Source organism: Vibrio sp. V42_P2S4T144 (assembly GCF_009904715.1).
Lineage (GTDB): Bacteria > Pseudomonadota > Gammaproteobacteria > Enterobacterales > Vibrionaceae > Vibrio > Vibrio alginolyticus.
In genome coordinates, this window is sequence record NZ_WXWS01000107.1 from 18,609 (window position 1) to 39,420 (window position 20,812).

The 20,812-nt window shown below is 45.7% G+C and carries 19 protein-coding genes; 18 read left to right on the forward strand and 1 reads right to left on the reverse strand.

What is annotated here, in order from left to right; genetic code table 11:
- Nucleotides 1-29 precede the first annotated feature (29 nt).
- From lepB to acpS, 6 genes are all read left to right on the forward strand, one after another.
- On the forward strand, nucleotides 30-929 hold the full coding sequence (lepB, locus tag CAG68_RS03535) for a signal peptidase I (RefSeq protein ID WP_005380933.1): 900 nt from the start codon (nucleotides 30-32) through the stop codon (nucleotides 927-929).
- 21 nt (nucleotides 930-950) lie between these two features.
- Entirely contained in the window at nucleotides 951-1,628 is a 678-nt protein-coding gene (rnc, locus tag CAG68_RS03540) for a ribonuclease III (protein ID WP_005380932.1), read from the forward strand.
- Nucleotides 1,621-2,583, forward strand: a complete 963-nt coding sequence (era, locus tag CAG68_RS03545) for a GTPase Era (RefSeq protein ID WP_005380931.1) — start codon at nucleotides 1,621-1,623, stop codon at nucleotides 2,581-2,583. The genes rnc and era overlap by 8 nt, the downstream gene beginning before the upstream one ends.
- 115 nt (nucleotides 2,584-2,698) lie before the next feature.
- The gene (recO, locus tag CAG68_RS03550) at nucleotides 2,699-3,430 is read left to right on the forward strand and encodes a DNA repair protein RecO (protein WP_005384578.1); all 732 of its coding nucleotides are present in this window, start codon (nucleotides 2,699-2,701) and stop codon (nucleotides 3,428-3,430) included.
- The gene (gene pdxJ / locus CAG68_RS03555; protein ID WP_053304135.1) at nucleotides 3,427-4,161 is read left to right on the forward strand and encodes a pyridoxine 5'-phosphate synthase; all 735 of its coding nucleotides are present in this window, start codon (nucleotides 3,427-3,429) and stop codon (nucleotides 4,159-4,161) included. Before recO ends, pdxJ begins: the two co-directional genes overlap by 4 nt.
- A 10-nt stretch (nucleotides 4,162-4,171) precedes the next feature.
- Nucleotides 4,172-4,552 carry a holo-ACP synthase gene (gene acpS / locus CAG68_RS03560; protein ID WP_012841407.1) on the forward strand — a complete coding sequence of 127 codons (381 nt, stop codon included), beginning with the start codon at nucleotides 4,172-4,174 and terminating at the stop codon, nucleotides 4,550-4,552.
- A gap of 69 nt (nucleotides 4,553-4,621) precedes the next feature.
- Here acpS and barA read toward each other — a convergent pair whose 3' ends face one another.
- On the reverse strand, nucleotides 4,622-7,420 hold the full coding sequence (barA, locus tag CAG68_RS03565; protein WP_086047040.1) for a two-component sensor histidine kinase BarA: 2,799 nt from the start codon (nucleotides 7,418-7,420) through the stop codon (nucleotides 4,622-4,624).
- A 192-nt stretch (nucleotides 7,421-7,612) separates the two neighbouring features.
- Here barA and rlmD point away from each other — a divergent pair, with 192 nt between their 5' ends.
- The 12 genes from rlmD to CAG68_RS03625 form a co-directional block, all read left to right on the forward strand.
- Nucleotides 7,613-8,932, forward strand: coding sequence for a 23S rRNA (uracil(1939)-C(5))-methyltransferase RlmD (gene rlmD, locus CAG68_RS03570; RefSeq protein WP_086047039.1), 1,320 nt, complete (start codon nucleotides 7,613-7,615; stop codon nucleotides 8,930-8,932).
- A gap of 123 nt (nucleotides 8,933-9,055) precedes the next feature.
- Nucleotides 9,056-11,275 carry a GTP diphosphokinase gene (gene relA / locus CAG68_RS03575; protein WP_005380915.1) on the forward strand — a complete coding sequence of 740 codons (2,220 nt, stop codon included), beginning with the start codon at nucleotides 9,056-9,058 and terminating at the stop codon, nucleotides 11,273-11,275.
- 349 nt (nucleotides 11,276-11,624) lie between these two features.
- A complete protein-coding gene (gene mazG / locus CAG68_RS03580; RefSeq protein WP_005383780.1) occupies nucleotides 11,625-12,428 on the forward strand; it encodes a nucleoside triphosphate pyrophosphohydrolase in 804 nt (267 codons plus the stop codon).
- Nucleotides 12,429-12,632: 204 nt separating this feature from the next.
- Nucleotides 12,633-14,273 carry a CTP synthase gene (locus tag CAG68_RS03585; RefSeq protein ID WP_021034029.1) on the forward strand — a complete coding sequence of 547 codons (1,641 nt, stop codon included), beginning with the start codon at nucleotides 12,633-12,635 and terminating at the stop codon, nucleotides 14,271-14,273.
- Between the two features lie 78 nt (nucleotides 14,274-14,351).
- The gene (gene eno, locus CAG68_RS03590; RefSeq protein ID WP_005383785.1) at nucleotides 14,352-15,653 is read left to right on the forward strand and encodes a phosphopyruvate hydratase; all 1,302 of its coding nucleotides are present in this window, start codon (nucleotides 14,352-14,354) and stop codon (nucleotides 15,651-15,653) included.
- 401 nt (nucleotides 15,654-16,054) lie between these two features.
- A complete protein-coding gene (gene ftsB / locus CAG68_RS03595; RefSeq protein ID WP_005380907.1) occupies nucleotides 16,055-16,336 on the forward strand; it encodes a cell division protein FtsB in 282 nt (93 codons plus the stop codon).
- A 1-nt stretch (nucleotide 16,337) separates the two neighbouring features.
- Nucleotides 16,338-17,045, forward strand: coding sequence for a 2-C-methyl-D-erythritol 4-phosphate cytidylyltransferase (ispD, locus tag CAG68_RS03600; protein ID WP_017821625.1), 708 nt, complete (start codon nucleotides 16,338-16,340; stop codon nucleotides 17,043-17,045).
- A gap of 14 nt (nucleotides 17,046-17,059) precedes the next feature.
- The gene (gene ispF, locus CAG68_RS03605) at nucleotides 17,060-17,536 is read left to right on the forward strand and encodes a 2-C-methyl-D-erythritol 2,4-cyclodiphosphate synthase (protein ID WP_005380896.1); all 477 of its coding nucleotides are present in this window, start codon (nucleotides 17,060-17,062) and stop codon (nucleotides 17,534-17,536) included.
- A 45-nt stretch (nucleotides 17,537-17,581) separates the two neighbouring features.
- Nucleotides 17,582-18,625 (forward strand): tRNA pseudouridine(13) synthase TruD, encoded by a 1,044-nt coding sequence (truD, locus tag CAG68_RS03610; protein ID WP_054730361.1) that lies wholly within the window; start codon nucleotides 17,582-17,584, stop codon nucleotides 18,623-18,625.
- Nucleotides 18,625-19,401, forward strand: a complete 777-nt coding sequence (gene surE / locus CAG68_RS03615) for a 5'/3'-nucleotidase SurE (RefSeq protein ID WP_005380894.1) — start codon at nucleotides 18,625-18,627, stop codon at nucleotides 19,399-19,401. Before truD ends, surE begins: the two co-directional genes overlap by 1 nt.
- Nucleotides 19,401-20,027 carry a protein-L-isoaspartate(D-aspartate) O-methyltransferase gene (locus CAG68_RS03620; RefSeq protein WP_005380892.1) on the forward strand — a complete coding sequence of 209 codons (627 nt, stop codon included), beginning with the start codon at nucleotides 19,401-19,403 and terminating at the stop codon, nucleotides 20,025-20,027. The genes surE and CAG68_RS03620 overlap by 1 nt, the downstream gene beginning before the upstream one ends.
- 13 nt (nucleotides 20,028-20,040) lie before the next feature.
- A partial coding sequence (locus CAG68_RS03625) for a peptidoglycan DD-metalloendopeptidase family protein (RefSeq protein WP_161440796.1) occupies nucleotides 20,041-20,812 on the forward strand: 772 nt, incomplete at its 3' end.

Consider the following 20,812-nt stretch of genomic DNA (forward strand, 5'->3'; position numbering starts at 1 on the left):
ACTTTCGTATTTTTAGATAAGGGAATTTAATGGCGAATACATTCTCACTGATGTTGGTTATTGCGACTTTGGTAACTGGCGTGGTTTGGCTATTGGAAAAGCTGGTTTTCGCGAAAAAGCGTCAGGAAAAACTGGCTGAGATTCAAGCTCAGACGTCTAATGGTTTGGATGCAGTGACCTTGCAAAAAGTTGAGCGTCAGCCTTGGTGGGTTGAAAATAGCGTCTCTATTTTCCCTGTGATCGCGTTCGTTTTAGTATTACGTTCTTTTATCTACGAACCATTTCAAATCCCATCAGGCTCAATGATGCCTACCTTGCTGGTTGGCGATTTCATTTTAGTTGAGAAGTACGCGTACGGTCTAAAAGACCCAGTATGGCGTACTCAGCTAGTGGAAACTGGTAAGCCTGAGCGTGGTGATATCGTGGTATTCAAATACCCACCACAACCAAGTGTGGACTACATTAAGCGTGTAGTTGGTTTACCTGGTGATATCGTGCGTTATTCAAGTGATAAGCAGCTTTGCGTGCAAAGCCAAGGCGAATCGGCATGTAAGCCAGTTAAACTGAGCAATGTTGAAGAAAGTCAGTTTAGCTCGAACGGTATTCCAATGATCCAACTGGATGAAAAATTGGGTAACGTTGAGCACAATATTTTGGTTAACCCTCTTGTGCGTAACCGCGTGGAGCAATATTTCCCACGTAGCGGCACGACAGAGTGGGTTGTACCACAAGGTCAGTATTTTGTGATGGGTGATAACCGTGACAACAGTGCTGACAGCCGTTACTGGGGCTTTGTTCCAGAAGCAAACTTAGTCGGTAAAGCTGTCGCGATCTGGATCAGCTTCGAGTTTGATCGTGGCGCAGATAGTGTTCTACCTTCATGGATTCCAACTGGTGTGCGTTTTAACCGCATCGGTGGCATTCACTAACCATTCAAATATCGAGAGAGTATGAATTCTCCAATTGATAAACTAGAGAGAAAGCTCGGCTACCAGTTTCAAGATGCCGGGCTTATCAATTTGGCGCTGACGCACCGCAGCGCCAACAGTAAGCACAATGAACGTCTTGAGTTTCTGGGCGATTCAATTTTAAGTTTTGTCATCGCTGATGATCTGTACCATCGTTTCCCAAAAGTGAACGAAGGTGACATGAGCCGCATGCGTGCTACTTTGGTTCGCGGACATACATTGGCGGAACTGGGTCGTGAATTCGATCTAGGAGATTATTTAAAATTAGGTCCAGGTGAATTGAAGAGTGGCGGTTTTCGCCGAGACTCTATTTTAGCCGATGCGGTTGAAGCCATTATTGGCGCAATTTACCTAGATAGTGATCTTGAAGTTGTGCGAGGCATTGTACTGAGTTGGTATCAGTCACGCCTTGAAGCCATCAAACCAGGCGTTTCACAGAAAGATCCGAAAACTCGCCTACAAGAGTTCCTACAAGGCAGAAGAAAACCGCTGCCTGTCTACACAGTGACTAATATTAAAGGTGAAGCGCACAACCAAGAGTTCACGGTTGAGTGCGAAGTAGCAGGTGTGGATAAGCCTGTAATCGGTAAAGGCACCAGCCGCCGCAAGGCAGAACAAGCGGCTGCTGAAACAGCACTTGAGCAATTAACAAATGGCTGATAACGAATTCGATATCGATGCGTTTTTCGCATCACAAGGTGAGCCAAGCTCGCCAGAAAACCAACACTGTGGCTTTATTGCTATTGTTGGTCGTCCAAACGTAGGTAAGTCGACACTTTTGAACAAGATTTTGGGTCAGAAGATTTCGATCACCTCTCGTAAGCCGCAAACGACACGCCACCGTATTATGGGTGTGGATACGGACGGCGATTACCAAGCGATTTACGTCGACACGCCTGGACTTCACATTGAAGAAAAGCGTGCGATCAACCGTTTGATGAACCGTGCAGCTAACTCGTCATTGAGTGATGTAAACCTTGTGTTCTTCTTAGTCGATGGTACGCATTGGACTAAAGACGATGAGATGGTGCTGACCAAACTTCAAAAATCGAACTTCCCAGTTGTGCTTTGTGTAAACAAAGTCGACAACGTACAAGATCGTAACGACGTGATGCTACACATGGCGGAGATGTCTAAGAAGATGGACTTCGTGGATGTTGTGCCAATCTCTGCCAAGCAAGGTAAGAACATTGACGTACTGCGTAAGCACGTGCGTAATCACTTACCTAAAGCAACGCATCACTTCCCAGAAGAATACGTGACTGACCGTTCTCAGCGTTTTATGGCGTCTGAGATTGTGCGTGAAAAGCTGATGCGCTTTACTGGTGAAGAGCTGCCATACTCAGTAACGGTTGAGATTGAACGTTTTGATTACAACCCTGAAACCGACGGTTTCCACATCAATGCCTTGATTCTTGTTGAGCGTAATGGCCAGAAGAAAATGGTGATTGGCAAAGGCGGCGAGAAGATTAAAACCATTGGTCGCGAAGCGCGTTTAGATATGGAAGAATTGTTCGGTCGTAAGGTTTACCTAGAAACTTGGGTAAAAGTGAAATCTGGCTGGGCAGACGACGAACGAGCGTTGCGATCGTTGGGTTATATAGACGATTTATAATCTTGGCTGCGAAGGTGCTTCGCTCCAACATCGATGAAAAATCAGTATCGATTAAAATAAGGAGCCGCTCGGCTCCTTATTTTTTATTTCACACTTTTTAGGCACAATGACTTAGATGAGTAATCTGTCTTCCGAAGGTTTACAGCGCTGTTTTGTATTGCACCGACGCCCTTACAGTGAATCGAGCTTAATCCTTGATGTATTTAGTGAGGAATATGGCCGAATGACTTTAATGGCCAAAGGCGCGCGCAGTAAGCGTTCGAACTTAAAAGGCGCATTGCAACCTTTTACCCCGCTATTACTTAAATGGTCGGGGAAAGGCTCAATGAAAACTTTGCGTCAAGCCGAGCCGATAAGTCTAGGTTTGCCGTTAACGGGCATTAATCTCTACTCAGCCATGTACGTCAATGAACTGATTGGCCGTATTTTGATGGCTGAAGTGCCGATGCCAGCACTATTTCATGATTATTTGCATGCGTTAACCGAGTTGGCGCACAACGAGAACCCTGAGCCTGCACTGCGTCGTTTTGAGTTAGCCTTGCTGTCTGCGATGGGGTATGGCGTGGATTTTTTGCATTGTGCAGGTACCGGCGAGCCCGTCGATCCAGAAATGACCTATCGTTACCGGGAACAGAAAGGGTTTATTGCTTCGGTTAGGCGCGATAACCTCACGTTTTTAGGGAATGAACTGATTGCTATCAGTGAGCGGCGGTTCGTCACTAAAGAGCAGCTAAAAGCGGCAAAACGCTTTACACGTATAGCCTTAAAGCCGTATCTTGGCGGCAAACCTTTAAAAAGTCGTGAATTTTTCATTCAGACCCCCAGAGCACGGAGTAACGGAAAATGAGCTCAATTTATTTAGGCGTCAATATCGACCATATTGCCACTCTACGTAATGCACGTGGTACAAAATACCCAGATCCTGTTCACGCTGCTGAAATTGCTGAGCGTGCAGGCGCGGACGGTATCACTATCCACTTACGTGAAGACCGTCGCCATATTTTGGATCGTGATGTACGTATTCTGCGTGAAACCATTCAAACGCGTATGAATCTAGAGATGGCAGTGACTGACGAAATGGTTGATATTGCGCTGCAAACTAAACCAGAGTTTGTGTGTTTAGTGCCTGAAAAGCGTGAAGAACTGACGACGGAAGGTGGCTTAGATGTAGTAGGGCAGCTAGAAAAAATTAAAGCTGCGACGAAAAAGCTGACAGATGCAGGCATTAAAGTTTCGCTATTTATTGATGCTGACCGTCAACAGATTGAAGCTGCGAAAAAGTGTGGCGCTCCGTTTATTGAGCTACATACTGGCCACTATGCAGATGCGACGACAGAAGACGAACAGCAAGCTGAACTGAAGAAGATTGCCGCTGGTGCGAGTTATGCACATGATCTAGGTATTATTGTTAATGCCGGGCATGGCCTGACTTATCACAATGTCGCACCAATTGCTGCATTACCAGAAATTTACGAACTCAACATTGGTCACTCAATCATTGGTCGCGCAGTATTTGATGGTTTAAATAAAGCGGTTGCTGACATGAAAGCACTGATGATTGAGGCTCGCCAGTCATAGGGCTATCTAGATGGCGATTATAGGGTTAGGGACCGACATTGCAGAAATTGAGCGTATTGAAAAAGCGTTAGCTCGTAGTGGTGAACCTTTTGCTCAGCGGATTCTTTCAGAAGAAGAAATGGCCAAATTCTCACAGCTTAAGCTGCAAGGCCGTTATCTTGCTAAGCGCTTTGCAGTCAAAGAAGCGGCCTCAAAAGCATTGGGAACAGGGATAGCAAAAGGGGTCACGTTTCACGATTTTTCCATCTCGAACGATGCGCTTGGAAAACCAGTGCTCGCATTGACGGGCACAGCCAAGCAAATAGCGGATGCGATGGGCGTTAACCACATTCACCTGTCCATTTCCGATGAGCGTCATTACGCTGTGGCGACGGTTATTTTTGAATCCTAGCTTGTAAGTCTTAAACAAAATACTAAAAAGCCAGAGCATTTGCTCTGGCTTTTGTTTCTCTTCAATAGATCACTGTTCAAGGTATAACTTTGCGGTTGTTGTTACTTTAATCATTTCATCTTGCAGCTCGAACATTTCAGGCTCAACTTCCTCAAGACTGACCCCTGAGCGCAGTGCTTGCTCAAGCGTCGCACAGAGTGACTTCAGTCTTGGAACGCCACAATATGAACTACTGCCGTGCAGCTTATGGATGACATGAATTAGGTCATCACGGGAGATATCTGCTTGCTCCAGAGCTTGGTCAACGACTGCTTCTACTTCAGGGATGAACTCAATCAACATGCGCAGCATGTCTTTAGCGAGATCCTCTTTATTCGCGCTCTGTTTTAAGGCTGCTTGCCAATCAATAATCACATCCTGCTGAGGCGAAGAAACGGGTTGTGGTGCGCTTCCTTCAGGTTCATCAACGTATGAAGGGGCGACTTTGCCAATGCTCTCTGTACAAGCATTTGGGTTCCAGTGAACCAAAACCTGTTGCAGCACATGCTCTTCAATAGGTTTGGTCAAGTAGTCATCCATTCCTGCTGAGAGCAAGCGGTCTCGTTCCCCTGCCATGGCATGCGCCGTTACAGCAATCACTGGCGTGTCTTTATTTAACTCCAACTCTTTAATGTGCTTACAAGCGGTCACCCCATCCATTTGTGGCATTTGGATATCCATAAAGATTAAATCGTACTTTTTCTCTGTCGCCAGGTTCACCGCTTGCTGGCCATTGCTACAGGCGGTGACGGTTTCTACTCGTTCGCGGAGCAGTGCAGAGATCAGCTTCAAGTTTGCAGGGTTGTCATCCACTGCTAGTACAGTCAGAGGTAAACGGTCCCCTTCGCTTGGCGTAATTGGAGCGCTTAATACAGGTGGCGATTCTACATGTTCGCTAATCAGGCTTTGTAGCAACTTACGGCGAGACAATGGCTTCGTCAGGCACTGGACGTGATGCTCTGTCATTATTTGGTCCGCAAGCGCCAATTCGGTACTCGGTGTCCCTAGAAGAACACTCGGAGCCATACGTTTCGCTTGTTCTATCCAAGGTGTAATAACTTCCGCATCGTGAGTCTGGTTGGCCGCTAAATTCAACAATACATAATCATATTGTTCTTCGTTGTTTGGTAGCGAAGAGCGGTATGTTACTAAAATACCCTCCTGACTCAGAATCTGTTGGGTTACGGATGCGGCTTGCATGTTTGGTTCAATCAGCAGTAACTGCTTCCCAGTCAGAAGTTCCACTTCAATCAGTTCGCTCATTGGCATCTCGGTTGAGTGCAAGCGCACCGTAAACCAGAAGGTTGAACCTTGGTGTAGACGGCTGGTTAAACTGATTTCGCCGCCCATCTGGCTCACCAGTTTCTGAGTGATGACCAGACCAAGGCCAGTACCGCCGTAACGACGTGAAATACTTGCATCTGCTTGGCTAAAGGCTTGGAACAACTGCGCTTGCTGACGCTCAGAGATACCAATACCGGTATCACGCACCATGAATTGCAGTTCGACGGAGTCTCCTGATTGAGAGCGCATTTCTACGCTAACATCAATGTTGCCTCGCTCGGTAAACTTGATTGAGTTACCGACTAAGTTCGTCAAAATTTGCTGAATACGTAGTGGATCCCCAACTAAACCCGGTGGAATTTTAGGGTCCACTTTTAGGGTGATTTCTAACCCTTTCTCATGTGCACTTGTGGCTTGTAGGTTAATTACCTCTTCTAAACTTTCTCGGAAATCAAAAGGAATGTTTTCCAGCGCCAGCTTACCCGCTTCAAGTTTCGAGAAGTCGAGAATGTCATTGATGATATTCAGCAGGTTGTTCGCCGATTTCTCAATCGTCTGTAGGTAATCCGTTTGGCTGTTAGAAAGCTGCGTTTTAAGCATTTGACGAGTAAAGCCAATCACCCCATTGAGCGGAGTACGCAGCTCGTGCGACATGTTTGCCAAGAACTCTGACTTAACCCTGGCCGCTTCTTGCGCGCGTTTCTTCGCGATATCCAGCTCAACGTTCTGAATTTCTAGCTGCTCAAGCGTTTCACGTAAGTCGGACGTGGCTTGGTCTATACTGTGCTGCATCTCCACGTGATATTCTGATAACGATACCGCCATGGCGTTGATGCCATTTTTTAGCTGGTCTAACTCCCCGTGCATTTTGCCTTCGATACGCACATCCAGATGACCGCGGCGAATGCGGTCAACGACATTCTTCATGTGGGTGATAGGTTGGGTCACATCGTGCATTAGACGTGAAGCAAACACACTTGCTAAGCCAAGACCGAGAACCAGAACTAAAAACGCAGAGAAGACTTCTTGATACTGTTGCAGCCTCAAGGAGGAGAGATCTAACTCGACGGCGATGTAACCAATCGCTTTTGTGCCTTGGCTTTCGTTCGACAACTCCGCTAAGTAGTGACCTTCTGACAAAATGGGGACACGCAATATCAGTGAGTTTTCGTAGATTTCCGAATTACCCAGTTGCGGGATCGGTTTATCTTTGGGAAACATCAAGGCTTCAAAATTAGGATGAAAGTTAGAGGTTACAAAGAGCTCATGATGTTCATCAAATACCGCGATACTACGAACCAGTTTGGAGTTTTTACGGTGCGCGTAGCTTATCAAGCGACGTACCGCCTCTCGGCTTTCTGATAGTAGATGAGTTTCACTGGCAATCGCCAGCGGCTCAATAATGCTGTTACCAGTGGTGATAACTTGTTTCTCAAGGTCTTGGTAGCGGTTAAATGAGAAAAAGCCGCTCAGTAATAAACCAATAATGAGAGTGGGAGCGAGAGTTAGTGTAATTACACGTGCTCGTAAGCCATATCTGGTCATGTTATCTAATTACATCGGAGTCTGGATATGGGAAAATAACGCATTATTTCTCAAGCGCACGATAAAGCCTTGAGCAAAGAAGTGACGTCACCGAATAAACGGTAAGCATAATCAAGTCACTCGAATCACACAACGGCTGCAATCAAGAATAGTGAAGCCGAAGAGCAATTACACATAAATCAGGCATAGAGCATGGCACGCATCTTTCAACCGAAAAAGAAAACCCAACTCAATACTCGGCACCAAGCAGTGCAAGTAGAGCGTTTAGATCACCACGGCGCAGGCATTGCTTACCTCAAAAAGAAGCCATTGTTTATTGATGGAGCACTGCCGGGTGAGGAGGTGGTCACTCAATTGGTGGAAGAAAAGAGCAAATACGCTCGCGGTAAGTTGATTAAAATCCTTAAGCCGAGTGAAGCTCGTGTGGAGCCATTTTGCCCACATTATAATGAGTGCGGTGGCTGTGATTTGCAGCATCTAGATTATGACCAACAATTGACGTACAAACAGCAAACGTTGCGTCAGCTAATGCGAAAATTTTCAGGCAGTGACATTGAACTAGATGCCCCGTTATTGGGATATTCGCAGGCCTACCGTCGCCGTGCGAGAGTGAGCTTGTTTGTTGATAAAAAAACACGTCAGCTACATTTTGGTTTCCGTAAAAAGCAGAGTAAGCAAATTGCGCAAGTGACCGATTGCCCAGTGCTGGCACCGGAACTGAATGTTTTGCTGCCAGAGATTTACTCAGCCCTAAAAGCGTTCAAAAAGCCGGAACAATTGGGTCATGTAGAGCTGGTACTTGGTGATAATGGTCCGTGTATTACGCTGCGCCACTTGAGCGCTCTGACAACGAGTGAAACTCAATCTCTAACGGAGTTGGCAAAACGTCATGGCGCATCGTTGTACTTAATGCCATCGACAGAACAATTAGACCTTATCGAAGGCGATATACCTTTTTATCAAGAAGTTGGAGTGAAAATCCCTTTTGCACCAAATAACTTTATTCAAGTAAACCAAGGTGTAAACCAACAAATGGTCAAGCAAGCGGTTGAGTGGTTAGACCCACAAAAGAGTGACCGAGTGTTAGATTTGTTCTGTGGTTTAGGCAACTTTAGTTTACCAGTTGCGAAATTAGCTAAGCACGTGGTTGGAGTAGAGGGTGTTGCAGAGATGGTAGAAAAAGCCACAAACAATGCATCTTTGAACCAAATCAATAACGCGCAATTTTATCACGCTAACCTTGAGCAAGATTTTGAAGGCCAAGCCTGGGCCGCAGAGCGGTTTGATAAAGTATTATTAGACCCGGCACGCGCGGGAGCGAGTGGGATCATCGATCAAGTTTCTGAGCTTGGCGCACAGCGTGTAGTTTATGTTTCTTGTAATCCTGCTACCCTTGCTAGGGATAGTCAAAGCTTGATAGAGCAAGGCTATAAATTAACTAAATTAGGTATGCTGGATATGTTCCCTCATACCAGTCATCTAGAATCGATGGCATTGTTTGAAAAGTCCTAACTTTAGGACTTTGACCCCTTATTTGTGGTGGGTGGTCATAAAGCCAGCGTGTACGCGCGGTAAAAAGAACTAACCTGGACGGTGTTAGTCAAACCACACGAATATAATAATTAGGATGATGAGATGGTTGCGGTAAGAAGCGCGCATTTAAACCAAGATGAACAGTTTGAACTCGAAAACTGGGTGGCTAGCCTAGGACAAGAGAAAAACACAGCCTCACGCTTAATCGAAGTATATCGAGATTGCCAGACAGTATTAGCTGATAACGAGCAAGCGGAACTGTTGTTGTGGCGTGGACGAGAAATGATCGAAATTTTGATCACCTTGTCTATGGATCAAGCCACTTTAGTGGCTGCTCAACTGTTTCCTTTGGTTTCAAGTGGTGCTTTCAACAGAGAAATTCTGGAAGAGAAATACAGCAAAGAAATCATAAAATTAATCGACGGCGTTGAAGAAATGGCTGCTATTGGCCAACTCAACGTCAACATGGAAGGCAGTGCAGCGTCATCTCAGGTAGATAACGTACGCCGCATGCTGCTTGCCATGGTGGATGACTTCCGCTGCGTAGTTATCAAGCTCGCGGAACGAATTTGTAACCTTATTGAAGTTAAAAAAGCGCCAGATGAAGTTCGACGTGCGGCGGCAAAAGAGTGTGCCAACATCTATGCGCCGCTAGCAAACCGATTAGGCATCGGTCAGCTGAAATGGGAAATTGAAGATTACGCTTTCCGCTACCAACAGCCGGAAACTTACAAACAAATTGCCAAGCAGCTTTCTGAGCGACGCATCGTTCGTGAACAGTACATCAAAGACTTTGTTGAAGACCTCACGCACGAAATGGAAGTGTCGGGCATCAATGCCGAAGTGAGTGGTCGACCTAAGCACATCTACAGCATTTGGCGAAAAATGCAGAAAAAGAGTTTGGCCTTTGATGAGCTGTTTGATGTGCGAGCAGTGCGTATCATCGCAGACAAACTGCAAGATTGTTACGCGGCTTTAGGCGTAGTTCACACCAAATACAAGCATCTACCGAGCGAGTTTGATGACTACGTTGCTAACCCTAAACCAAACGGTTATCAATCGATCCATACAGTAATTCTAGGGCCAGAAGGCAAAACCATCGAGATCCAGATTCGTACCAAGCAAATGCATGAAGAGTCGGAACTGGGGGTTGCAGCGCACTGGAAATATAAAGAAGGGGCAAGCAGCCGAAGCGGTTATGATGAGAAGATCACGTGGCTGCGTAAGCTACTGGATTGGCAAGAAGAAATGTCTGACTCTGGCGAAATGCTCGATGAGCTGCGTAGCCAAGTCTTTGATGACCGTGTTTATGCCTTTACACCACGTGGTGATGTTGTCGATTTGCCAATGGGGGCAACGCCGCTAGATTTTGCCTATCACATTCACTCCGAAGTGGGACACCGTTGTATCGGTGCCAAAGTCGGAGGTCGTATTGTGCCGTTCACGCATAAATTACATATGGGTGACCAAGTCGAGATTATCACTCAGAAAGAACCTAACCCATCACGTGACTGGTTAAACCCATCATTAGGCTTCGTTCATTCTGGTCGTGCGCGTGCCAAAATTAACGCCTGGTTCCGAAAACAAAGCCGTGAGAAGAACCTCGAAGCAGGTCGTGAAATCCTTGAGCATGAGTTAGCCAAAATTGGCGCAACGTTAAAAGATGCAGAGCATTACGCCCTCAAGCGGTTTAACGTCAAAACACCAGATGAATTGTATGTTGGTGTAGGTAGCGGTGATTTGCGCATCAACCAAATCATTAATCATATCAACGCGTTAGTTAACAAGCCAACGGCAGAGGAAGAAGACCAGCAAGCACTGGAAAAACTGCAAGAAGCTGAGCATAAATCACCCGCGCAAAGCCGACCGAAAAAAGACGCAGTTGTAGTAGAAGGCGTCGATAACCTAATGACACATCTAGCACGTTGCTGTCAGCCAATTCCAGGTGACGATATCTCTGGTTACATAACGCAAGGTCGTGGGATTTCAGTACACCGTAGTGACTGTGAACAGCTAGAAGAACTGCGCCATCATGCGCCAGAGCGCATCATCGATACAGTCTGGGGCAGCGGCTTTGTGGGGTCATACATCCTCACCGTGCGTGTTGAAGCTATGGAGCGAGGTGGTCTACTCAAAGACATTACGACACTGTTCGCCAATGAAAAGATCAAAGTGACCAGTATGAAGAACCGAGTCGACTACAGACGCCAACTTGCCATCATGGACTTTGACCTAGAAGTCACCAATATTGAGGTGCTTTCACGGGTTTCGAAACGTGTGGAACAGATCAAGGATGTCATGACGGTGAAACGCCTCGGCTAAAACTCTCGTCATAGTTATCGTTGTAGCGTTGTTGACTGCACGCACTCGCTCCATCACATGGTGAACCATGCTCAGGAGTCTCGTTTGTTTGTCGCCTAGCTACAACTTCAACTATTTACAGAGTTACACTTGCGTCATATTTGGCTTTTTATCTGCGTTAGCTGCACTTATTCCGACGTGCCGGCTCAGGGGCATCACATAGTAGGCTATGCTCAGGAGTCGCGAAAACTTGTTGCCTTGTCAAAGTAACAATTACTCAGTGAAAGCTGCTGAGAAAATATAATGTAGAAGGTGAGTGGTTTTGGCCGCTCACCTTTTTCTTTAGTAGAAAGGTTTAAAGGAACAAAAAATGAGTCATCCAATTGAACAGTTAGAACAAATCATGGCGAAGCTGCGTGACCCAGAAAACGGTTGCCCTTGGGACTTAAAACAAACCTTTGACACCATCGTTCCGCATACAATAGAAGAAACCTACGAGGTGGTGGACGCGATTCAAAATCGAGATTGGCCCAATCTAAAAGAAGAGCTAGGGGATTTGTTGTTTCAGGTGATTTTTTACAGTCAGCTAGCGAAAGAGCAAGAGCTGTTCGACTTTTCGGATGTCGTCGAAACCGTGAACGAAAAACTGACTCGTCGCCACCCGCATGTTTTTTCAGATGTTGAGTTTGAATCTGACGAGGAAATTAACGCGAACTGGGAAGCGGAAAAAGCAAAAGAAAAAGCCCTAGTAGGCAAAGCGGAAGAAAGTATCCTAGACTCAATACCAAACTCTTTACCGGCACTTTCTCGTGCTACAAAAATTCAGAAAAAATGTGCAAAATTTGGGTTTGATTGGGATTCACTTGGCCCGGTTGTCGATAAAGTACGAGAAGAAATTGACGAAGTCATGGAAGAGGCACTGCAAGTTCAGCCCGATGAAGAGAAAGTTGAGTTGGAGCTCGGTGATTTGCTATTTGCGACTGTCAATTTGGCTCGCCACCTTGATAAAAACCCAGAAGTCGCGCTAGGAAAAGCAAACGTAAAGTTTGCGCGACGTTTTAAACAAGTTGAAGGCAAGGTCCAGCAGTCAGGCAAAGTACTTACAGATTGTTCTTTATCAGAACTTGACCATTTTTGGGATGAAGTAAAACAAGAAGAATCGAGGCAGAGGTAAACTGGCAGAATACATAATATAAGGTCAGCTTGTTTGGTTACACGAAACGGACTTTGGGTTGTCTTTGCTCACTTTGATTTGAAGCAAAAAATAAAAAATTACGGTGTGATAGATTTCACGTTGTGGCGGTAAGGAGCTTCTGGTATATTTATCTCCCGTCCAGAAGCACTCCATTTCCCTCATTCAACCAATTTCAGGTTAAACATGACGACAAATTACATTTTTGTTACTGGCGGGGTTGTATCCTCTCTAGGTAAAGGTATTGCAGCAGCATCTCTTGCGGCTATTCTAGAAGCTCGTGGTCTTAAAGTGACTATGATGAAGCTTGACCCTTACATCAACGTTGACCCGGGCACAATGAGCCCTACTCAGCACGGTGAAGTGTTCGTTACAGAAGATGGCGCAGAGACTGACCTTGACCTTGGTCACTACGAGCGTTTCATCCGTACCAAGATGACCAAGCGTAACAACTTCACTGCAGGTCGTGTTTATGCCGACGTACTTCGTAAAGAACGTCGTGGTGACTACCTAGGCGCAACTATTCAAGTTATCCCTCATATCACTAACGCAATCAAAGATCGCGTTATTGCAGGTTCTGAAGGCCATGATGTGGCTATCGTTGAAGTTGGCGGTACTGTTGGTGATATCGAATCACTACCATTTATGGAAGCGATTCGTCAGCTAGCTGTTGAGCTAGGCCGTGAGCGCGCAATGTTCATGCACCTAACACTTGTTCCTTACCTAGCGGCAGCGGGCGAAGTGAAAACTAAGCCGACGCAACACTCTGTAAAAGAACTTCTATCTATCGGTATTCAGCCAGACATCCTAGTTTGCCGTAGCGATCGCGTTATTCCTGCGAATGAGCGTAAAAAAATCGCACTGTTCTGTAATGTTCCAGAAAAAGCAGTAATTTCAATGAAGGATGTAGACTCTATCTACAAGATCCCTCAGTTGATTAAATCTCAAGGGCTAGATGACCTTGTGTGTGCTCGCTTTGGTATTACTGCTCCTGAAGCAGACCTTTCTGAATGGGAACAGGTTATCTACGAAGAAGCAAATCCTACTGGTGAAGTAACCATCGGTATGGTTGGTAAATACATTGAATTACCAGATGCATACAAATCTGTGAACGAAGCGCTTAAACACGCTGGCTTGAAAAACCGCCTAAGCGTCACAATTAAGTATGTAGACTCACAAGATATCGAAACAAAAGGCGTTGAACTTCTAGAAGGTTTGGACGCAATCCTAGTACCAGGTGGCTTCGGCGATCGTGGTATTGAAGGCAAGATCCGTGCGGCTCAATATGCACGTGAAAATAACGTGCCTTACCTAGGTATTTGTTTGGGTATGCAAGTTGCACTAATCGAATACGCGCGTAACGTTGCGGGTATGGAAGGTGCACATTCAACAGAATTTAACAAAGAGACTAAGTACCCTGTGGTAGGTTTGATCACAGAGTGGGTAGACGAATCAGGTAGCGTAGAAGAGCGTACTGAAAAGTCTGACCTAGGCGGTACGATGCGTCTTGGTTCACAGCTGTGTCACCTAGAGAAAGGGACTAAAGCTCGTGAACTGTACGGTAGCGCGACGATCCATGAACGTCACCGTCACCGTTACGAAGTGAATAACGTGCTTCGTCCGCAAATCGAAAAAGCAGGCCTAAAAGTATCAGGTCTATCTGCGGACAAGAAGTTAGTGGAAATGATTGAGAACCCAGCTCACCCATGGTTTGTAGCGGCTCAGTTCCACCCAGAATTCACCTCGACTCCTCGCGATGGACATCCATTGTTTGCAGGTTTTGTTAAGGCTGCGGGCCAAAACGCACGCGGCGAATTCGAGAAGTAAAAGGATACGGGCGGCGGCGAAGGTTGTGCTGCTGCCCTTTAAGATTGACATTTATATTTGAAACGAGAGGAAACATTAATGTCTAAGATCGTTAAAGTTCTAGGTCGTGAAATCATCGACTCACGTGGTAACCCAACTGTAGAAGCTGAAGTACACCTAGAAGGCGGTTTCGTAGGTATGGCGGCAGCTCCATCTGGCGCATCTACTGGTTCTCGCGAAGCTCTTGAGCTACGTGACGGTGACAAAGCACGTTTCCTAGGTAAAGGTGTTCTTAAAGCAGTTGAAGCTGTAAACGGCCCAATCGCTGAAGCTCTAGTTGGCAAAGACGCTAAAGACCAAGCTGCAATCGACGCAGTAATGATCGAACTAGACGGCACTGAAAACAAATCTAAATTCGGTGCTAACGCTATCCTAGCTGTTTCTCTAGCAAACGCTAAAGCTGCTGCTGCTGCGAAAGGCATGCCTCTATACGAGCACATCGCTGAGCTAAACGGCACTGCAGGTCAGTTCTCTATGCCTCTACCAATGATGAACATCATCAACGGTGGTGAGCACGCAGACAACAACGTTGACATCCAAGAGTTCATGATCCAACCAGTTGGCGCTAAGACTCTTAAAGAAGGTCTACGTATCGGTGCAGAAGTATTCCACAACCTAGCTAAAGTTCTTAAGTCTAAAGGCTACAGCACTGCAGTTGGTGATGAAGGTGGTTTCGCTCCTAACCTTAAATCTAACGCTGAAGCTCTAGAAGTTATCGCAGAAGCTGTTGCAGCTGCTGGTTACGAACTAGGTAAAGACGTAACTCTAGCTATGGACTGTGCTGCATCTGAGTTCTTCGACAAAGAAGCTGGCATCTACAACATGAAAGGCGAAGGTAAAACTTTCACTTCTGAAGAGTTCAACCACTACCTAGCTGAGCTAGCTAACCAATTCCCAATCGTTTCTATCGAAGACGGTCTAGACGAGTCTGACTGGGATGGCTTCAAGCACCAAACTGAACTACTAGGTGACAAGCTTCAACTAGTAGGTGACGATCTATTCGTTACTAACACTAAGATCCTTGCTGAAGGTATCGAGAAAGGCGTAGCTAACTCTATCCTTATCAAGTTCAACCAAATCGGTTCTCTAACTGAGACTCTAGCTGCAATCAAGATGGCTAAAGACGCAGGTTACACAGCAGTAATCTCTCACCGTTCTGGCGAAACTGAAGATGCAACTATCGCTGACCTAGCGGTAGGTACAGCTGCAGGTCAAATCAAAACTGGTTCTATGAGCCGTTCTGACCGTGTTGCTAAGTACAACCAGCTAATCCGTATCGAGGAAGCTCTAGGTGAGCGCGCTCCTTTCAACGGTCTTAAAGAAGTTAAAGGTCAAGCTTAATTCTTAATTGAATTAACCGCTTAACTTAAAGCTTTTGAAAACGCCTCGCACTTGCGGGGCGTTTTTTATATGACGGAAGCTCTAAATGAGCGCGCTCCTCCATGTTTCAAGGAAGCGGTCTCAAAGAAGTTAAAGATCAAGCTTAATTCTTATTGAGTAAAGTTTCGCTAAATAGCTTTTTGAAACCATCGCTACGGCGGTTTTTTGTATTTATAGGTTTGTATTTTTGGCTCTTACTTTGGTCATGGGTAAGGAGCGCTTCCTATGAGCTTGTTTCATTTTGCTGCTTATTTCTTGTAAGGAGCGTGTGAGTCTCCCTTTCTCCCCTAGAGGCAACCTCGCATTTATGCTATATATGTCACCTTATCTAATTCCTTCCGGTACAGAATGTTAGCAGCGATATGCGAATCTTTGTTATAGCCCTTACGCTACTGTTTGGCTTGCTTCAATACACTCTATGGTTTGGTAAAAACGGAGTGTCTGACTACTACACAGTAAAAGATGAAATTGAAGTTCAGCAACAAGTGAACAGCAAGCTACAAGCTCGCAACAATGAAATGTTCGCTGAGATTGATGACTTAAGGCAAGGTCTTGATGCGATTGAAGAACGTGCGCGTCATGAGCTCGGTTTAGTTAAAGATGGCGAGACTTTTTACCGCATTATAGGTGAGGAAAACCATTAAAATGTTGGATATGAACTCATCGCATATCGCAATTGTGCCAGCTGCGGGTGTGGGTAGCAGAATGAAGGCAGATCGCCCTAAGCAATATTTATTGATCGAAGGTAAAGCGGTACTGGAACATACCGTAGAGAAACTGCTTTCCCACCCAAATATTTCTAAGGTTGTCGTTGCCATTACTGACGGCGACCCATATTACCCAGAATTGTCCATTGCTAAGCACCCAGATGTGATTCGTGTAGCTGGTGGTAAAGAAAGAGCAGACTCTGTGTTATCAGGGCTAAACTATGTCAATGAGCATCTGGAAAGCGAGTGGGTATTAGTCCACGACGCTGCGAGGCCATGTGTATTAACATCCGACATTGACCGTTTGATTGATGTTTGCTGCGCCCACTCAACGGGTGGCATTCTCGCATCTCCTGTGAGAGATACAATGAAGCGAGCAAACGCAGTGCAAGATATCGATCATACGGTAGATAGAGAAGCATTGTGGCATGCACTGACTCCACAAATGTTTAAAACTCAGCAGCTTACTCAAGCACTGGCTGACGCATTAGAACAGGGTGTAACTATTACTGATGAAGCCTCGGCTTTGGAGTGGTTAGGCGAGAAGCCAGCCTTAGTTCAAGGGAATGCGAACAATATAAAAATCACTCAGCCAGAAGACCTTGCGTTAGCCGAGTTTTATCTAAGCCGTGAGCGCGGCGAATAAAGAAAGGATAGAAAATGATTCGAATTGGTCATGGTTTCGATGTACATAAATTCGGTGGTGAAGGCCCAGTCATTATTGGTGGTGTAGCAATCCCTTATGAGCAAGGTTTGATTGCACACTCAGATGGCGATGTAGCGTTGCATGCGTTAACGGATGCTCTGCTGGGCGCGATTGCTGCCGGCGATATTGGTCGTCATTTCCCAGATACGGATGATAAATGGAAAGGCGCAAACAGTCGTGAATTACTGAAAGACGTTTACCGTCGAGTTAAAGAGCAAGGCTACCGTCTTGGCAATGCTGATGTAACCATCATGGCACAAGCGCCTAAAATGGCACCACACATTGACGCAATGTGTGCGGCGATAGCCGAAGACCTAGAAACCGACATTAGTAACATTAACGTAAAAGCGACGACGACAGAACGTCTCGGTTTTACTGGACGCAAAGAAGGCATTGCAACGGAAGCCGTTGTACTTCTGTTTAAGCAATAACTAGCAATTTGCTCCTCTAAGCTGTGATATCAGCGGAAACACATCATGTCAGACATTTTATCTTCATTGGCTTACCTAACGGGTAAGCCAGTTGCATCGGCAAAAATTAAAGCGCAGCCAGAGCATTTTCAGGTTCGCGAAGATTTAGGTTTTGCCTTTACGGGCGAAGGCGAGCACTTAATGGTTCGTATCCGTAAAACGGGCGAGAACACCAGCTTCGTTGCTAACGAGTTAGCAAAAGCCTGTGGTGTTAAGTCGAAAGACGTTAGCTGGGCGGGTCTTAAAGACCGTCATGCGGTGACGGAACAGTGGTTAAGTGTCCATTTACCAAAAGGTGAAACGCCAGATTTTTCAGCGTTTTTGGCTCAATACCCAAGTATCGAAATCCTTGCAACAGATCGTCACAATAAAAAACTGCGTCCTGGTGACCTAGTAGGGAACGAGTTCGTGGTTACTTTGTCTGAAGTGACAGATATAGCGGATGTAGAGCAACGTCTTGAAAAAGTGAAACAAGTTGGCGTGCCAAACTACTTTGGTAGTCAGCGTTTTGGTAACGATGGCAACAACCTTGAAGAAGCACGTCGATGGGGACGCGAAAACGTTCGTACCCGCAATCAAAACAAGCGCAGTATGTATTTATCAGCGGCTCGTTCGTGGATTTTCAACCGCATCGTTTCAGCTCGTCTAGAGAATGGTGTGTTTGATAAGTTCATTGATGGTGACATTGCACAGACGAATTCTGGCACTCAGTTGATTGATGCAAACCACATCACTGATTTGCAAGTGCAATTTGCACAAGGTGAAGCGGCAATTACCGCTGCGCTTGCTGGCGATAATGCACTGCCTACTCAAGCCGAGGCTCTGGCATTAGAGCAACCGTTTTTAGACGAAGAGCCTGACCTCATGGCGCTGATTCGTGGTAATCGCATGCGCCACGATCGTCGCGATATTGCGCTGAAGCCAAAAGATTTAGCTTGGACGGTTGAAGGTAACAACATTACGCTGACTTTCTCACTGGATGCGGGATCTTTTGCGACCTCTATTGTTCGTGAGTTAGTTAATGAGGTTGAAGTAGAAAGAGAATACTAATGGAACAGGATTCACGAAACCCGAAGCCCTTAAGAGTCTTAATCAGCAATGATGATGGTGTTCATGCACAAGGGATTCATGCCCTCGCTGATGAGTTGAGAGATATCGCCGAAGTGACCATTGTCGCACCTGATCGAAATCGTTCAGGTGCTTCGAATTCACTCACATTAGAACAACCATTACGCGTGACTGAAATTGCCCCAAATATCTACTCAGTGCAAGGCACGCCCACGGATTGTGTGCATTTCGCGCTGAATGAGCTAATGAAAGATGATTTGCCTGATCTTGTTCTGTCAGGAATCAACCATGGCGCTAATTTGGGTGATGATGTTCTTTATTCTGGAACAGTAGCAGCAGCCATGGAAGGTCATTTCCTTGGCGTTCAGTCGGTGGCTTTTTCTCTAGTGGGTAAGCGACATTTCGAATCCGCCGCTAAAATTGCACGTCAAATTGTACAACAACATTTAGCGTCGCCGATTCCAACGAATCGTCTACTGAACGTAAACGTGCCTGACTTACCATCAGAGAATTTAGGTGAAATTGAAGTTACGCGTTTAGGTGCACGTCATCACGCAGAGAATATGATCAAGCAGAAAGATCCGAGAGGCCATGACATTTATTGGTTAGGGCCACCAGGAAAGGAGCAAGATGCAGGAGAGGGCACGGACTTTTATGCAATTGAGCATGGCCGAGTTTCAATGACGCCTCTGCAAGTTGATCTCACCGCTCACGAGTCGCTGCGTGCTATGGATAGTTGGTTAAAGGAAGAGAAGTAATGAGTAACCCACATGCTGACAGGTTGATAGCGTTTCTTATCTCCAGTGGCATCAAAGACCAAAGAGTTCTGGATGCTATCCAACGCTTGCCACGAGAAAGCTTTGTTTCTCAAGCGATGATGCACCAAGCCTATGATAACAATGCGTTACCAATTGGTCAGGGACAAACTATTTCTCAGCCTTATATCGTTGCGCGTATGACCGAGTTGCTTGAGCTAGAGCCGGCGAGTCGTGTTCTGGAAATCGGAACGGGATCGGGTTATCAAACCGCGGTACTGGCGCAAATTGTTGATCATGTATACTCCGTTGAGCGAATTAAATCGTTGCAATGGGAAGCAAAGCGTCGCCTGAAGCAATTGGATATCTACAATGTTTCAACTAAGCATGCTGATGGGTGGCAGGGCTGGGAAGCGCGAGGTCCTTTCGATGCTATTATTGTTACCGCTGCCGCTGAAGTGATTCCCCAAGCTCTTCTCTCACAATTAAGAGATGGCGGCAAAATGGTCATTCCTGTTGGAGATACGGAACAACAGTTATTAAAAATAGAGCGTAAGGGAGACGAATATCTCTCTACCGTTGTAGAAATGGTTCGGTTCGTACCTCTGGTTGCGGGTGATTTAGCTTAAGGGTTAGGGATAGGTGAATAAGTTACTACGTCATATTGGTATTAGCTTTGTGTTTGCTGCAGGACTAGTTGGTTGTGCAGCACATTCCCCTGCACCTGTCTCTAGCCTAAAAAAAGACTATTCAAGCCTTGAAAGAGGGAGTTACAGAGGGAGTTATTATGAGGTAAAAAAAGGCGATACACTTTACTTCATAGCTTATGTCACAGATAAAGATGTAAATGATCTTGTTCGTTACAATGAGTTAACTCAGCCTTACACTATCTACCCAGGACAGAGGCTAAAACTTTGGGCTCCGAAATATGTCGCCCCTAAATATGGTCAAAAAGTTGAACCCGTTGTGGCTCCTATTGTTACGACACCCCCAGCTCCAGTGACGAAAACATCAACAGCCTCTAAACCTAAACCTTCGAGTAAAAACTCTAGTCAAAAACCTACAGAGACTAAGCCTAAAGTCGTACAAAAACAGCCTCCAAAGAAGGTTGAACAATCGAAAACAAAGGAGTATGTTGGTTCAAAAGATAACCAAAAAGTGAAGAAAAAAGCGCCAGCTACCACAGCAAAGAGTGATAAAGTCTCAAAGTGGTTGTGGCCAACAAAAGGGAGAGTAATCAAGAACTTTTCGGCGGGAGAACAGGGAAATAAAGGTATCGACATCGCAGGACAGCGTGGTCAACCTATCGTTTCAACCGCAGCCGGCACAGTCGTTTATTCAGGCAATGCGCTACGAGGTTATGGCAACTTAATTATAGTAAAGCATAACGACAATTATTTAAGCGCATACGCAC